The organism is Streptomyces sp. NPDC008137 (assembly GCF_042957035.1).
Classification (GTDB): domain Bacteria; phylum Actinomycetota; class Actinomycetes; order Streptomycetales; family Streptomycetaceae; genus Streptomyces.
Map to the genome: position 1 here is coordinate 168,907 of NZ_JBIBHN010000005.1, position 13,836 is coordinate 182,742.

General features: G+C 70.7%; 15 protein-coding genes. 5 read left to right on the forward strand and 10 right to left on the reverse strand.

Going from position 1 to position 13,836, the window contains the following annotated elements; genetic code table 11:
• Positions 1 to 3: 3 nt before the first annotated feature.
• Positions 4 to 1,065 (reverse strand): N-acetylmuramoyl-L-alanine amidase, encoded by a 1,062-nt coding sequence (locus tag ACFZBT_RS10635; RefSeq protein WP_391101031.1) that lies wholly within the window; start codon positions 1,063 to 1,065, stop codon positions 4 to 6.
• A 373-nt stretch (positions 1,066 to 1,438) separates the two neighbouring features.
• Between ACFZBT_RS10635 and ACFZBT_RS10640 the strand changes: the two genes are divergently transcribed.
• Positions 1,439 to 1,750: a hypothetical protein gene (locus tag ACFZBT_RS10640; RefSeq protein ID WP_391101034.1), complete on the forward strand. Its 312-nt coding sequence runs from the start codon at positions 1,439 to 1,441 to the stop codon at positions 1,748 to 1,750.
• 18 nt (positions 1,751 to 1,768) lie between these two features.
• On the opposite strand, the gene ACFZBT_RS10645 is transcribed toward ACFZBT_RS10640, so the two are convergent.
• From ACFZBT_RS10645 to ACFZBT_RS10665, 5 genes are all read right to left on the reverse strand, one after another.
• Positions 1,769 to 3,088: a DUF5933 domain-containing protein gene (locus ACFZBT_RS10645; RefSeq protein WP_391101037.1), complete on the reverse strand. Its 1,320-nt coding sequence runs from the start codon at positions 3,086 to 3,088 to the stop codon at positions 1,769 to 1,771.
• 162 nt (positions 3,089 to 3,250) lie between these two features.
• Complete coding sequence (locus ACFZBT_RS10650) at positions 3,251 to 3,904, reverse strand: DUF3105 domain-containing protein (protein WP_391101040.1); 654 nt, start codon at positions 3,902 to 3,904, stop codon at positions 3,251 to 3,253.
• A 107-nt stretch (positions 3,905 to 4,011) separates the two neighbouring features.
• Positions 4,012 to 4,410 carry a hypothetical protein gene (locus ACFZBT_RS10655; RefSeq protein WP_391101042.1) on the reverse strand — a complete coding sequence of 133 codons (399 nt, stop codon included), beginning with the start codon at positions 4,408 to 4,410 and terminating at the stop codon, positions 4,012 to 4,014.
• A gap of 41 nt (positions 4,411 to 4,451) precedes the next feature.
• On the reverse strand, positions 4,452 to 5,120 hold the full coding sequence (locus tag ACFZBT_RS10660; protein WP_391101044.1) for a thioredoxin domain-containing protein: 669 nt from the start codon (positions 5,118 to 5,120) through the stop codon (positions 4,452 to 4,454).
• A 45-nt stretch (positions 5,121 to 5,165) separates the two neighbouring features.
• The gene (locus ACFZBT_RS10665) at positions 5,166 to 5,855 is read right to left on the reverse strand and encodes a hypothetical protein (RefSeq protein ID WP_391101047.1); all 690 of its coding nucleotides are present in this window, start codon (positions 5,853 to 5,855) and stop codon (positions 5,166 to 5,168) included.
• Between the two features lie 444 nt (positions 5,856 to 6,299).
• Here ACFZBT_RS10665 and ACFZBT_RS10670 point away from each other — a divergent pair, with 444 nt between their 5' ends.
• The 3 genes from ACFZBT_RS10670 (at position 6,300) to ACFZBT_RS10680 (ending at position 7,859) form a co-directional block, all read left to right on the forward strand.
• Positions 6,300 to 6,821: a DUF4232 domain-containing protein gene (locus ACFZBT_RS10670; protein WP_391101049.1), complete on the forward strand. Its 522-nt coding sequence runs from the start codon at positions 6,300 to 6,302 to the stop codon at positions 6,819 to 6,821.
• A 167-nt stretch (positions 6,822 to 6,988) separates the two neighbouring features.
• The gene (locus tag ACFZBT_RS10675; protein WP_391101052.1) at positions 6,989 to 7,228 is read left to right on the forward strand and encodes a hypothetical protein; all 240 of its coding nucleotides are present in this window, start codon (positions 6,989 to 6,991) and stop codon (positions 7,226 to 7,228) included.
• A 139-nt stretch (positions 7,229 to 7,367) separates the two neighbouring features.
• On the forward strand, positions 7,368 to 7,859 hold the full coding sequence (locus tag ACFZBT_RS10680; RefSeq protein WP_391101054.1) for a nicotinamide-nucleotide amidohydrolase family protein: 492 nt from the start codon (positions 7,368 to 7,370) through the stop codon (positions 7,857 to 7,859).
• 101 nt (positions 7,860 to 7,960) lie between these two features.
• Here the strand turns inward: ACFZBT_RS10680 and ACFZBT_RS10685 are convergent, their stop codons facing one another.
• Genes ACFZBT_RS10685 through ACFZBT_RS10700 form a run of 4 tightly spaced genes read right to left on the reverse strand, consistent with a single transcriptional unit; the run spans position 7,961 to position 12,126 of the window.
• A complete protein-coding gene (locus ACFZBT_RS10685; protein ID WP_391101057.1) occupies positions 7,961 to 9,160 on the reverse strand; it encodes a cytochrome P450 in 1,200 nt (399 codons plus the stop codon).
• Positions 9,157 to 10,104 (reverse strand): hypothetical protein, encoded by a 948-nt coding sequence (locus tag ACFZBT_RS10690; RefSeq protein WP_391101060.1) that lies wholly within the window; start codon positions 10,102 to 10,104, stop codon positions 9,157 to 9,159. Before ACFZBT_RS10690 ends, ACFZBT_RS10685 begins: the two co-directional genes overlap by 4 nt.
• Positions 10,101 to 10,799, reverse strand: coding sequence for a phosphatase PAP2 family protein (locus tag ACFZBT_RS10695; RefSeq protein WP_391101063.1), 699 nt, complete (start codon positions 10,797 to 10,799; stop codon positions 10,101 to 10,103). Before ACFZBT_RS10695 ends, ACFZBT_RS10690 begins: the two co-directional genes overlap by 4 nt.
• A 58-nt stretch (positions 10,800 to 10,857) precedes the next feature.
• Positions 10,858 to 12,126 (reverse strand): hypothetical protein, encoded by a 1,269-nt coding sequence (locus ACFZBT_RS10700; protein ID WP_391101065.1) that lies wholly within the window; start codon positions 12,124 to 12,126, stop codon positions 10,858 to 10,860.
• Between the two features lie 539 nt (positions 12,127 to 12,665).
• Between ACFZBT_RS10700 and ACFZBT_RS10705 the strand changes: the two genes are divergently transcribed.
• Complete coding sequence (locus tag ACFZBT_RS10705; RefSeq protein WP_391101067.1) at positions 12,666 to 13,625, forward strand: TauD/TfdA family dioxygenase; 960 nt, start codon at positions 12,666 to 12,668, stop codon at positions 13,623 to 13,625.
• The last annotated feature ends 211 nt before the right edge of the window (positions 13,626 to 13,836 follow it).

Consider the following 13,836-nt stretch of genomic DNA (forward strand, 5'->3'; position numbering starts at 1 on the left):
CCCTCAGGCCTCCGTCCACACCAGCACGGTCAGCACCGCGTTCGCGACGGTGACGGGCACGGCGGCCTGGCTCAGCAGCCGCACCCGCATACTCCGCCCGGAGGCGAGCCGCTTGGTCAGGGGCACGACGACGAAGCTGCCGCCGCCGGTCCCGGTGATCTCGTGGATCGGGTGGTCCGCGCGGTGCTCGTCGCCCTCGTACTCCGACATGCGCGCCTGCACGACCGCGCCCGCCGGCAGACCGTCGATCTGGAGGCTGAGGGTCCCGCTGAAGCGGGCCGGGCCACGGGCGAACACGCTCCCGCCGGTGGCGTGGTGGCCGGTCTCGTCGGTCCACTCCGTGGTGAACTCGACCGAGTCCCAGGCGCCGGGCGCGAGTTCGTACTCCCCGGCGACACCTAAGTTGACGTACTGGGGCATGGGGTCCTCTCCTTCCCACCGGCCCGCCGGGAGGGCCAGGGCGTCGGCGACATCACGGCGGAAGTCGGCCATGTCGAATCCGCGCGGGTCGACCTTCCAGTCGCTCCACTCCAGGTGACCGATCGCGCTCTTGTGGCCCCAGCCGTGCGCGCGGCAGACCGCGGCGGTGGCCTTGACCATGGCGAGGTACTGCTCGCGCGGCCACGGGTCCTTGCCGTCGCCCTTGTTCTCGCACTCCCAGCCGTAGAACCGGGCGTTGCCGTCGACCGCGCCTGCCGAGCCGTCGTGCTCGTGCGTGGCCGGCGGGTACGTGCCGTACGACTCGCCTATGACGGCGTTCAGCACGTCACCGTCGCCGCCGCCGGCGTGGTTGGCCCGGCCGTTGCCGGTCAGGTGGACGACACCGTCCTTGGTGATGCACCCGGTGGCGAGCGGACCGGGCAGGGCGCTGTGGCCGTGGTAGATCAACTCGACGACGTCCGTGCTCGGGCCGGTGACGGTGTGGTGGATCATCACACCGTGCACCGGGCCCCAGGGGCCCTTGTGATTACGGTTGTTGGTACGCCAGCCGCCGACCTCGTGGACGGCGCAGCCCTCGGCCTTCAGCGCGGCGACGAGCCGGGGGGCGGTGAGTGGTGTGGCCATGCGTCGGTCCTCCGTTTCGGCGCGCTCGCGCCGGTCCGAAGACTGCGGGCCCGGCGGCGGAGCGTGCCTGCGGAACGCCTCGCCCGAACCAGCCCTGGAAACTCGCCAGGCCCTCACTCACCATTGTTCCGCCGCTTGCCGCCCCGCTCACCTCGCCGTAGCCCCGCACACAAATTCGGCGGGATTACGACCCTGCCGCCCCGGAATCGGCAGGGCAGGAGTCGTGGCTCCGCATAGCCGCCTGGCTGACCCGGCACGCTCCCCTCACCCGTGCCACCCTCCGCCCCCCGGCGGCCGAGGGCGGCATCGAGGCGGCCGAGCGCACGCTCGGCCAGCGCTCTGGTCCTGCCCCTCCTGGAGGCCCCGCAGGAGCGTGAACCCTGGCCGTGCGTCCGGGACTTCGACCTGGCCGGGCCCGTGGAACGCACCCCGCCGGGGCGACTGCGCACCGCCGTCGCGGACCCTGGTCACGGAGGTCCACGCGACCAGGACGACGCTCGCCGGCGGCGGCAGCGGCCCCGTAGCGGAGGAGGACCTCACGGCATGGGTCGCGGGAAGGGACGCGGCCGACGCCCTACGGTCCTTCCTCCGGCTCCCGTTGACCGTCGCCGCCGAGGCGGTACTGCAGCGGCGGGTCACCCTCCACTGGCGGGACGAACTCGCCGTCGACCTGCGCGGCACGTGACGAGGGGCCGTCCGGCGGTCAGACCAGCTCGGGCTGCGGTTCCGGCTTCGGCACCGGCGCGGGCTGGGGTTCCCACACCCGAGTGGTCCGCAGGTAGCCGTAGATCACGGAGGCCATCAAGGCGATGAGGAGGGGTCCGAACAGCTTCGGGTGCGCGGCCATCTCCACCGGCAGCCAGCGGTAGGACACCAGGAGCGCGGCGAACACCGTCGTGCCGTAGGTGACCAGCTGGATTCCCGAGCGGTCCCAGCCGCGCGCCTGGGCTCGCAGGGCCGCCTCGATGGTGAGCGTGAACACCACGCCGGCGACGAGGTCCACGCCGTAGTGGTAGCCGAAGCCGAGCGTCGCGGCGAGCGTGGCGATCAGCCAGAACGTGCCCCCGTAGCGCAGCAGGCGCGGGCCCCGACGGGAATGGAGGTAGATCGCGACGGCCCATGCCGTGTGCAGGCTGGGCATGCAGTTGCGCGGGGTGATCCCGTCGAACGGCATCGACTGCGGGGTGCCGATCGGCGGCGGCAGGTCGGGCCACAGGTTGGCCAGCGCCCAGTGGCCGCCGTCGGCACCGTAGGCGTAGACCGGCCCGACCACCGGGAAGATCATGTAGATGCCCGGCCCGAGGAGGCCGATCACCAGGAACGTGCGCACCAGATGATGTTTCGGGAAGCTGCGCTCGGCCGCCACGTTGCGCAGCTGGTACAGCGCGACGACGACCGCGCCCACCGCGAGCTGTGCGTAGACGACGTCGAGCACAGTGGTGCCGACCGGCCCGGTCGCCGTGACGATGCGGCCCACCAGCCACGACGGGTTGCCGAGCGCGTGATCGGCGGACGCCAGGTACTGGTCGAGGACCAGCGGGCGGGTCTTCGACGTGATGAGCAGCCAGGTGTCTCCGGTCTTACGGCCGGCCACCAGCAGCAGGCCGAGCCCGACGCCCTTCAGCAGCAGAACACGCTCCGCGCCGGTGCGGCGCGTGACGGCCATGACCGCGATGCCCAGGATCACCCACAACGCGCCGTTGCCGAAGGGGTGGCCGTCGGCCAGGAAGGGGGCGCCGATCGCCCACCGCACCAGCTGGAAGACGGCGTCGACGCCGACCGCGACGCCGACCGCGATGAACCGTTGCCGTCGGTTGAGGACGATCAGCGCCATCGCCAGGCAGGCATACAGCAGCCAGCCCGATTTGGGTGGAAGTATCACCTCTTGCACCTGGCAGGTGATCGGCCCCGGCACTCCGTAGTGACGCGCGGCGATCTCCAGGGCGACGAGGAATCCGAGGGTGATCACCCCCGCCACGGTCCATAGCAGCACTCGCGGTTGACGCCATGCGGCGAACGTCATTCTGCTGCTTATTCGCGCGAACAACCGCGATGCCATGGATATCAATTTTTTAGTCTGTTTTCCGGTGAAGAAGGGCGATGGGCACTCGTCACAAGCTCGAACATGCTAGCGGAGCGATGCGGATGAGTCTCGCGATTACGGGTGATTCGAGCCCACCCGCGCCTACTGGGTCAGTCCGTTCGTGCAGGCGGCGCCCGGCTCGGGAGTCTGCGAGCCCTGAACGTACCTGGTGAGGAACTGCTCGACCCGCGGGTCCGACGCCTTGTCCACGGTGAGCTGGTAGCCCCAGGCCGACAGCATGATCTTCCCGGACTGGTCGTCGACCGGACTCATCAGCGTGTAGGGGGTCTTGGAGACCTTGTCGCCGAGCGCCTTGACGTCGGCGTCGGCGGCCTTGTCGTTGTACGTCACCCAGACCGCCCCGTGTTCGAGGGAGTGGACGGCGTTCTCCTTGCCTATGGCCTTGGTGTAGACGGTGCCGTCGCAGGTCATCCACGCCTGGTTGTGGTCGCCGCCGACGGGCGGGTTCATCGGGTAGTCGACGGCGGCCTGGACGTGATCGCGGCCGAGCTTCTTCGCGTTCCAGGTCCGCTCGCCGCGTACGGGCTTCTTCGCCGCGGCGGCCTGCTGCTCGTCCTTCTCGTCGGCCTTGTTCAGGGCGTAGGCGCCGAAGCCGGCCACTGCGGCGACGATGACCGCGCTGAGCGTGATGGTGAGGACGCGGTTGCGGCGCTCGCGGGCTCTTTCCGCGCGTCGCATCTCCTCGATCCGGGCCTTGCGGGAAACGGCGGCGGCCTTCTTGCTGGTCTTGCTCATGACTGGCTCCTTCTTCCTGCACGCCGTACGGCGGTCGGTGCGGGGATGGCATGGATGTCGCGGGGCGCCGAGCGCGCACATGGGCGCACGGCGTCATGGCATCCGGCTCAGGTCCGCAGCACCTGAAGGACATGGAGGTCGGGAGCGCCGCTCGCGGGAGGAGGCTGGGCGACAGGCGCGGGGCCGCCCTGCCGCCTGGGGAGATCCGGCATGCGGGGCAGCAGCGCCGGCACCGGCTGGACGGGGGCCGCGAGCACCCCGGCCACCGGGTGCACGGCCGAGGCACAGCAGCTCTCGCCGGCGGGGCAGTCGTCCAGGTGCGCGGCCGCCGTGGTCATGGCGTGATGCCCGGCCCGGCTGTCGTCGCCGACGCCGTGTTCCGTGTGCCCCAGGCACATCACCACCGTCGCGAGCAGGACGGCGAGGGCAGGACGGAGGACCCGGGCGCACGTGGTCCACCACGCTCCGCGGGATCTGCGCTGTGCCGGCGGCGTCCTGCTCGTCATCACGGTGATGTTAAGCGGTTTCCGGGGGTGCCGGGGCGGGGTCAGTCGCCGAGCCTGTCCTCGATGAGCGCCTTGAACTCCTCGTAGGAGGCGGGAGGTTGGATCCTGGTCCCGTCGACGAGGAAGGTCGGCGTGCCCTGGACGCCGAGGCCCAGGCCGTCACGCTGGTCGGCCTGAACGCGTCCGGCCGTCTCCGGATCGGCGAAGTCGGCGTCGAACTTCTTCATGTCCAGACCGAGTTCCTTCGCGTAGCCGCGGAAGACGGGCTCCTTCCACTCCCGCGACTCGCCCCACTCCTTCTGCGAGGTGAAGAGCTTGGTGTACATGGCCTCGAACCTGCCCTGCCTCGCCGCGGCCTCGGCGGCGCGTGCGGCCGGCTCGGCGTTGCGGTGCCCGGGCATGGGGAAGTAGCGGGCGACGAAGGTGACCCGGTCGCCGTACTCCTCACGCAGCCGCTCCACGACCGGGTAGTACGCCCCGCACGCCTCGCACTCGAAGTCGAGGAACTCGACGATCGTGAGCTCGCTCCGCTCCGGCTCGGACAGCCGGTGGCTGGAGGGCCGGACGGGCAGCGCCTCGGCGACGGTCCGCGCGTCCGCCCCGGCGTCGCCACCGTCGTCGGGCCTGAGCAGCAGGTAGGAGCCGAGGGCCGCCGCGAAACCGGCCACGAGGACAGCGGCGACGATCAGGTGTTTGTACAGCTTCTTCATGGTTCCTCAAGGGGGAGGGAGGGCGGCCGTCCCGCCTCGTGCCCGTCAGGGCAGGCAGGGGCCGCCCGTCGGCATCAGCCGGGGCAGGGGCATGGGCAGGGGCGGGACCGACGGGCCGCGCCCGTGACGCGGGGGCGCCCTGCCCTCGTTCAGCCGTACCAGCAGCGCCGAGACCGGCGGAGCCGCGCTCTCGCGGACCGCGACCCGGGGGCCGTTGTCGTGGCGGCCGCTCAGCAGCGGCCACAGGAACAGCAGCAGATGTCGTACGGCCGCCCAGAGCGTCCTGCTCTGCCACAGCAGCCGCTCGGTGAGGCCCAGCAGGCGGGCGGCGAGCAGGAGCACGACCGCGTGACCGGCCAGCACCACCCCGGGCGACGGCCCGGCGACCGTGTCGTGCTCGATCAGCTGGGACAAACCGCCGCCGGAGTCGCCCCGTTCCGCGACCGCCGCGCACGCCCCGGGCAGGGAGTACGCGGCGTGACAGGCCAGTTGCGCGGCAGCGAGCACCACCGGCACCTGGGTGTCCGTCAGCCTCCGCCGCGTCAGCACCGTCGCGCCCGGCACGGCCACCGCGGCCGTCCCGGCCACGATGATCCACCGAGGAGCGTGGCACTGCGCCAGCACATGCCCGGCCAGCGGCAACAGCACACACAGCACGGCGAGCACACCCGCCCTGAGCCCGCGCAGCACACCGGACGCCGGGGAGGCGGGTCCTCGCGGGCTGTGCGGTCGCATCAGGGTCGGGCCTTCGGGAAGCGTCGGGCTGCGAGGGCCGGTTTCCCCGCACGCCTCGGCAGCGTACCGGGCCACGGCCGGCGTCCTTCTCGCGGTGCCCGCCGCTTCAGCCGGTCGTGCTGGTCATGGTGCCGGGCCTGGGACTGGCCATCGCCGGGCTGACGAACTCCCCCCTCACCCTGCTCAAGCGGCTGCTCCCCGACCGCTCGGCCCAGGGCGCCGGCTCTGTCGGCCCAGGACGCCGGCTCTGGACGCGAGCCGTCCCAGTCCTCCGTCCCAGTCCTCCGTTCCAGGCCACCTGCGTCTCTGCAGGTCAGACCCCGTTCCAGCGTTCCGGCGTCCCGCGATCACCGCCACCTGTGGCGGGCGGGACGGATCGCGGAACAAGCTGCGGTCGTCCCAGCAGCCCGCTGGACGACACACCTCTGCACGATGGAGATACCGATGCGTTCGCGCCTTGCCTCCCGCCCCGCCCGCCTCGCCCTGGCCGCCGTCGCGGCGGTGGCCCTCACCGCCACCGCGACCGCGACCGCCACGGCCGAAAGCCGAGGCAGCACCGCGCGGGCCTGCGTGACCAAGAACCTGACCTTCAAGATCACCACGGAGACGCAGGCGGGTGGCTACTACCTCCTCGCCGCCAAGGCCAAGCCGGGCGTCACCTGCTACCTGAAGGGCGTCTTCCCCTCCGCTTCCTTCGGCTCGGCCGCCGACACCGAGGTGGGACCGGCCGAGCACGCCGTCAGCGAGAACGTCGTCCTCTCCGGCTCCACCCGGGCCTACGCCGGCATCAACCCCAAGACCACCAACAACGACCACGGCAAGGAGTTCGAGCGGATCCACCTGTCCGTCACGGGCGACGAGGCCAACTCGGTCAGCCTCGACCTCCCCGACACCGCCCTGGTCGACCGGCCCGTCGCCACCAACTGGCACGCCGACCCGGCCGACGCGGTCCCGTTCTCCGGCTGACGGCTCGTTCCCCGGGGTACCGCGTCCGACGGCCGGTAGTCCGCCGGGGCGGTCCCGCGCACGGCCTCACCGGCGTGCGCGGTACCGCCCCGGCGGACGACGTCGGGCGACCGAGTAGCGCCGTTTTGGCCTAGTTACGCATACGGTCCCCCATCGTTCAGCAGTGCATGACCAACACACGACGCACGCTCGCCGCCCTGGCTCTCGCGGGAGCCGCCCTGACCACTGCCACCACAGCTCACGCCGCCGACCCCGGCGACAAGGGCGAGCAGACCAGCGCCCGGTCCGGCGGCACTGCCGTGAGCACGAGCGGGGACGACCTCCTCAGCAGGTCCACCCGCGCCCTCAACACCCTCAACCCCCTGACCAGCCTCCTCCCGGTGAACATCAACAACCTCTCCCGCTAGACGTACCGTGCCCCGGGGATCTGCTGACGATTCGATTCCCCGGGGCACGGCACGGCGTGACTCCGCCGCGTATCGGGTTGATTCAATGGGCGCACGCGGCGACGGGCACCCCGGCGCGGCCCGTGAGGGAGGAGTCTTTGTGACAGTGGAGGACATCGCGGCACAGCTCGGTTCGCTGCTCCGCGCCGGCGGACTGTCCGTCAGCACCGCGGAATCCCTCACCGGCGGCATGCTCGGAGCGACGATCACCGCAACCCCCGGCGCGTCGGACTACTACCGCGGCGGCGCCATCACCTACGCGACGGACTCCAAGGCCACGGTCCTCTCCGTGTCCGAGGCGACCCTCGCCTCGGACGGCCCCGTGAGCCCTGCGACGGCCGAGCAGATGGCGCGCGGCGTACGGGAGTTGTTCGGCAGTTCCCTCGGTCTCTCGACCACCGGCGTCGCCGGCCCCACCGGCCAGGACGGCAAGCCCGTGGGCCTCGTCCACATCGGCGTCTCCGACGCGGAGCGCACCGTCAGCCACGAGTTCACAAGCACCGGACGGACACGCGACGAGGTACGCCGCCAGGCCGTGGAGCGGGCGTTGAGCCTGCTTGTCGAGCATCTGGACCGGCCGGAGAAGTTCTGACGGCTGGGAGCGAGCGCGGCGAGAGCCGCATCCGCCGTACCCGGCCCCTGGGGCAGAGGCCCTCCGCCTACTGCCCCAGAGCCCCGCGCAGGGCGTGACGGTCAGACGCTGACGGGGAGGTGGGTGGCTCCGCGCAGACTCAGAAGGCCGTTCCAGCGGACCTCCCCCGCCTGTTCCAGGCCGGGGAAGCGGCGGACCAGGCCACCGACGGCGATCCTTCCCTGGATGCGGGCGAGCATCCCGCCGATGCAGTAATGGGCACCGCCGCCGAAGGAGACATGGCGGCGTGCGTTCTCGCGGTCCAACCGCAGTCGGCCGGCGTCCGGGCCCCAGAACTCCTCGTCGCGGTTGGCCCCGGCCAGGCTCGCCAGGACGACCGAACCGGCCGGGATCTCGTGCCCGCCCACCCGGTGGGGGTGCAGGGTGATGCGTCGGGCGAGGTGCACCGGAGGTTCGTAGCGGAGCAGTTCCTCGATCGCGTTCCGGTCGAGCTCGGGCGTGGCTCGCAGGAGTCCGAGCTGGTCGGGATTGCGCAGCAGCGCGAGTATCCCGCCCGAGAGCAGGTTGACGGTCGTCTCGTATCCGGCGACGTAGAGCATGGCGACCTGGGCGACCAGTTCGTCGTGGCTGAGCCGGTCACCGTCGTCCTCTGCGTCGATGAGGGCGGTGAGCAGGTCGTCGCCGCGATCCCGGTGCTTGCGGGAGATCGCGTCGGACACGAGCTCGACCATCTCCGCGTCGGCGGCCTCGATGTCCTCCTTCGAGCGGGAGTCGCCGCCCGGCTCGCCCAGCCGGATCAGCAGGCCGGTCAGCTCGCGCAGGCGTGCGGTGTCGATCTCCGGCATCCCCAGGATCCGGGTGATCACGGCGAACGGCAGGGGGAACGCGAGCTTTTCGACCAGGTCGCCGCCCCCGGCGGCGCCCAGATCGTCCAGCGCCTTGTCGACCAGGTCGTGCACCACCAGCTCGATGCCGCTCATCGCCCGCGGGGTGAACGCCTGGGAGACGAGTTTGCGCAGCCTGGTGTGGTGCGGGGGGTCCTGGTCGATCAGCGCGAGGCCCTTGAGGCGCGGTGCGCGGGCGGAGCCACCGGAACCCCGGGCCCTGCGTTTGTCGACCGAGTGCTCCGCGCGCAGCAGCGCCTCCACGTCCTCGTGCCGGGAGACCATCCAGAAGCCGCCCGGGTGCTCGTGCACCGGCGCGTGCCGCCGCACCTCGGCGTAGTGGGGGTGCGGGTCCTCCATGAACCCGTCGGAGAGCGGGTTGAACATGACCGGGGTCTGGCGCATCGCGCTGCTCATGCGGTGTGTCCTCTCGTCTTGCGCATCGTCTTGCGAAGCAATGCGGAGGTGAGCGACGGCCGGGGCCGTCCACGGCCGTACGCCGCCGCCGCGAGCGCGCCGACGGCCAGGGCCGCGCCGATGGCGGCCTTCTTGCGCGGGCTCGTGCCGGTCGGCCGGGCCGGGGAGGCGGGGGACGCGAGGGCCGGGGGCTGGGTGATCGCCCGGGGGTACGGCAGCACGGCCGCCGCATAGCGGCGCCGGCACACCTCCGCGACCCGCGCGCTCCGCTCGGGCGGCAGGGCCGAGAGGCGTTCCCGGAACATGGATTCGTACCGGTCGACCTCGCGGCGCAGTTCGGTGGCGGCCTTGTCGCCGTAGAGCTTCACGAAGGCGGAGTAGACGTTCAGGGTGCCCAGGGCGACATCCTGTTCGTAGTGTTGGAGATCGTTCGCGATGTCCGCGAGCACTTCCACCGGCCAGAGCAGGTCGCGGGTCGCGGGGTCCATCCTCCGTCCGCGCAGGGCGAAGGTCATGGCGCGCAGCAGGCGTACGTCGGTTGGCCGCAGTTCGACCAGGGCGAGGGTGTCCTGACGGGTGACGGTGCCGCGCGACGTGGTGGCGTTCTCCAGGCGGATGAACCGCTCCGCCTCGTCGACCAGGAAGGCCACGTCCTCACTCCACGCTCCGAGGGCCCGCAGGACTTTCTCGAAGGCCTTCTTGTACGTGTGGAACGCCTCGTAGTCGCTGTTGCGTTCGGCGTCGAGGTCCACGTCCGTATTGCGTTCCGCCAGTGAGTCGACGCGATAGACCAGGTACTCGACGGCGAGTAACACGGGCGTCAGGCGTAAGCGCTGTCTTCGCGGTACTTCGTCCACGACGTAGTACATCCGCGACACGTAGTCCCGGGTGATGCCCACCGCCTTCCCCAACGGGGTCGCCGCCAGGCGGGCCAAGCTGTTCATCGGGTTTCCTTTCCGGAGAGGTGCGGGGAGCGGGCGTCGACACGCCAGGCGACCGCGAAGCCGACCGCGAGCCCCAGGAGGACGCCGCCCGCGACATCGGCGGCGTGGTGGGCGTCTGCCAGCACGCGCGAGACGCCGACGGTCGCCACGAGGGCCGCGCCCAGGCCCAGGCACGACCACCACACTCGCGTACCGGTACGCAGCACGGCCAGGAGCACCATGAGGATGAGCGTCGCGGAGGCCACATGCCCGGACGGGAAGCTGTACCCGGGGTCGGGGGCAGAGCCGTCGGCCGGCAGCGGCATGGGCCGTCCCACCAGCGTCTCGAGTGCCGTCTCCGCCGCGAACTGCACGGTCAGGCCGACGAGCACCCACAGCGCGGCGCCGGGCCGGCGCCGGTACAGCAGGACTCCGAGCGCCGTGAGCAGGCCTGCCCCCAACAGGGCCGAGCCGACCGCGTCGGCCGGCCCGTCGGGGCCGAGCCAGGAACCGGCCGACGTCCCGAAGGCGCGGTCGGCCCCGGCACGGAACCGGTCGTCGAACATGCTGACGAGGTCGCTCCCGGAGGCGACCAGCGCGGCCAGTGCGGCGAGCGCCAGCGCCGCGACCGCCGATCCGAGGAGCGGTCCGGGGGCGGTCCCGGCCGCGGCGCCGGTCACGGCGTGGTCGGCGTCCTGCCGACGGGGCACGTTCACCACACTTCCCTCCTGTCGTGCGAGCGCGGACCGCAGCCTCGGTGCGGAGCGGAGATGCTCAGAGCCGGCGCCAGGGCGACATGCCGGCGGCCTTGAGGGAGCGGTGGAGCAGGACGCAGTAGGCGACGTCGAGCAGGAACGTCCAGGCGTACATGACGTTGATCAACGGCGTCAGCGGGTACGAACGATGCCCCAGCGACTTCCGTACGAACTCCGACCAGCTGGTGGGCCAGGTCCGCTGCGGTGAGGTGGTGACGGTGAGGGCCGTGGCGATCCAGGCGCACAGCGTGCCCAGCCACTTGCCGACGGCGATGTACATCGACTGGCCCGCGGGCGATCCGCGGTCCTCCAGCATCTTGAGGTAGAGGATGGACATCATGAGGTTGATGCCGAATCCGGTGTACTCCCCGTCGGGGTCCGCCAGATCGATGAACGCGTGGTAGTTGACCGACAGGGCGGCGGCCACGCACACCCCGAAGAGTGGCCGGAAATAGCGGCCGAGTGTGCTGTTCGGGAACTGCGCCGCACCGTACTTCCACACCTGCCAGGCGATCACGACGTCGACCAGGAAGCCGGCGATGCTCGCGGTGTGGAAGTAGTCGCCCAACGGGTCCAGGAGGAAGCCGTAGGCGAACTCCCAGGTGAGGTTGGCGAAGAAGGCCGCGAGTGGCACTCCGTACGTCTGGTCGGCGAATCCCCGGTAGACGATCGCCACATAGGCCACGAGCCATCCCAGGGCGCACAGCAGGCCGAACAGGACGACGGCGCTGGAGACGCCTTCAGCGGCGTTCCTCTCCTCGTGCCGGTCGGTGGCCGGATCCGGTAAGGCGTCCCGGAGCGGGGCGCAGTTGAGCGCAAACGCACGTTCGAGTCGCTCCCGGTCCGCCGCCCCGACCGATCGCAGCGCTTGCTCGAACCGCGCCTCGAAGTGGGCGACTTCCTCGCGTATTCGTTCCGCGGCCGTGTCGCCGTAGGTGTCGACGAAGGCGGCGTAGATGTTGGTGCGTTTGATCGGTCCGGTGGCGGAGGCGTACTGCGTCAGGTCCCACGCGACATAGGCCAGGCTCTCGGCGGGGCGCAGCGCCTCGCGGAGTTCCTCGTCACCGTCCCGGTCCCAGGGCCGGCCGAGGTCGCGGACGATGCGCAGTTCGCTGGGAGCCAACTCCACCAGTCGCCGCAGTTGTTCCGGCTTCGCCTCGCCCGCGCGGATCGCGAACTCCACTTCGGCGAGTTCCGTGACGTCCCGCTGGGCCCGCCCGCCCTCGGGGATACGGGCGCAAAGGCGGTTCAGGATCTTTTCGATACCTGCGTCCCGAAGTTCTGCCAAATGTCCGGACAGGTTGCCTCCAATGGGCTCCGGAGCGAGAGCCGCGAGGCGTGCGCGTTTCACCGCGAAGGCGAGATACCGCGCCGTCAACCTAACCGGGGTCGCGCGGAGTTGCCGCTTCAGGGAGGACCCGAGGACGGGGCCGTGCATACGCTCGCCGACGGCGGCCTCGGTGCCGCGTCGAATGGGCGGGGCCACTTGGGTGACGGCTGAAGCCAACAACCGTTTGGCGCGCCGAGAGGCCGCCAGCCTCAGATTTCGCATCGTGCTCAATCCAGCCTCCTAGAGCCGGGCCCCCGCACAGCGCGTCCGATCCGTGGACGCTCAACTGGGGTGCCAGGACGGGTCGTTCAGGACGACTCCACCTGAACGAGTCATGAACATGGTGTACCATCAAGATCCGCACCGTCCAGGCTCGCTCGGAAGACTGATACATAGATTCATGTCCAACCGACCATGGGGGACTCGCAATGGACGTCGCATCAGAAAAATCTCCGTCCGTCTTAGAGCACGTTCTGTCGGCTGAAGAAGCCGATGGTTTGTGCGCGGCGGCCCAGACAGCTCTGGCCGCCAAGGGGTCTCCCGCGAGGCCCTTTTTCCATGAAGGCCTGGAAGAGCACATTCATCGAATACCGGAGTCGATTCGCTCGGTACTGAATGAGTTCAAGGACTCTTCCTCTCTGTGCGCACTGCAGATCTCAGGGGCACGCGTCGACGCTGACCGGTGCGGGCCCACACCGCTCTCCTGGCAGGAAGCCCTCGACTGCGAACGCCAGGCGCTGGAGGAGGCGCAGCTGGCCCTGCTGGCCGCCGGTCTGGGCGAGGTCTTCGCATGGCCGACCATCCAGCGCGGCCGGATGGTGCAGAACCTCGTCCCGGTCGAGAGCGACCGGGAGGAGCAGAGCGGCCATGGTTCAGTCGCTCTGGAGTGGCACACCGAGGACGGCTTCCACCAGGACAGATGCCGCTATCTGGCGCTCCTGGGCATCAGGAACCCCGACCGGGTGCCGACCACGCTCGGCACGGTCAACGACGTGCGGCTGACCGAGCACCACCGGTCGGTGCTCCGCGAGCGCCGCTTCCTCATCCGGCCCGACCTGGAGCACCTGCGGCAACTGGCCAGGTTCGCCCCGGACAGCGACATGCTCCGGCGTGCGCGCGAGATGTACGAGAACCCGGAGCCGGTCGCGCTCCTCTTCGGTGACCCCGAGTCCCCCTGTCTGCGGATCGACGCACCGTACACGACCGCGGTGGCCGGCGACGGCGAGGCCGCCGACGCGCTGGCCGCGATCGTCGACGAGCTCACTCGCGCCCAGCAGGACGTGGTGGTCGGCCAGGGCGACGTGCTGATCGTGGACAACTACCGCGCCGTGCACGGCCGCCGGGCGTTCCTGCCGCGTTTCGACGGCACGGACCGCTGGCTGAAGCGCATGAGTGTGGCCGGCAGTCCGCTGTCCACGACGACGTCCGGCGCGAGCGCGCGAGTACTGACGATCTGAGCGGATCCGCCGGCACATCGCGGCCCCCGTCGTCATCTCCGCAATCTCCGCACGAAGGACCCCGGCGAGCCGAACGCAGCACTTCCGCAGCCCGGATGCATGCGATGGGCGCTGGAATCCGCCGTCAGTCTCTATTTCATCGCCGTCCAGCGGCGCCATCACCGTCCTCCGATCACTCGATGGCCCGTCGGCGTATCCATGGGGAGAGTGA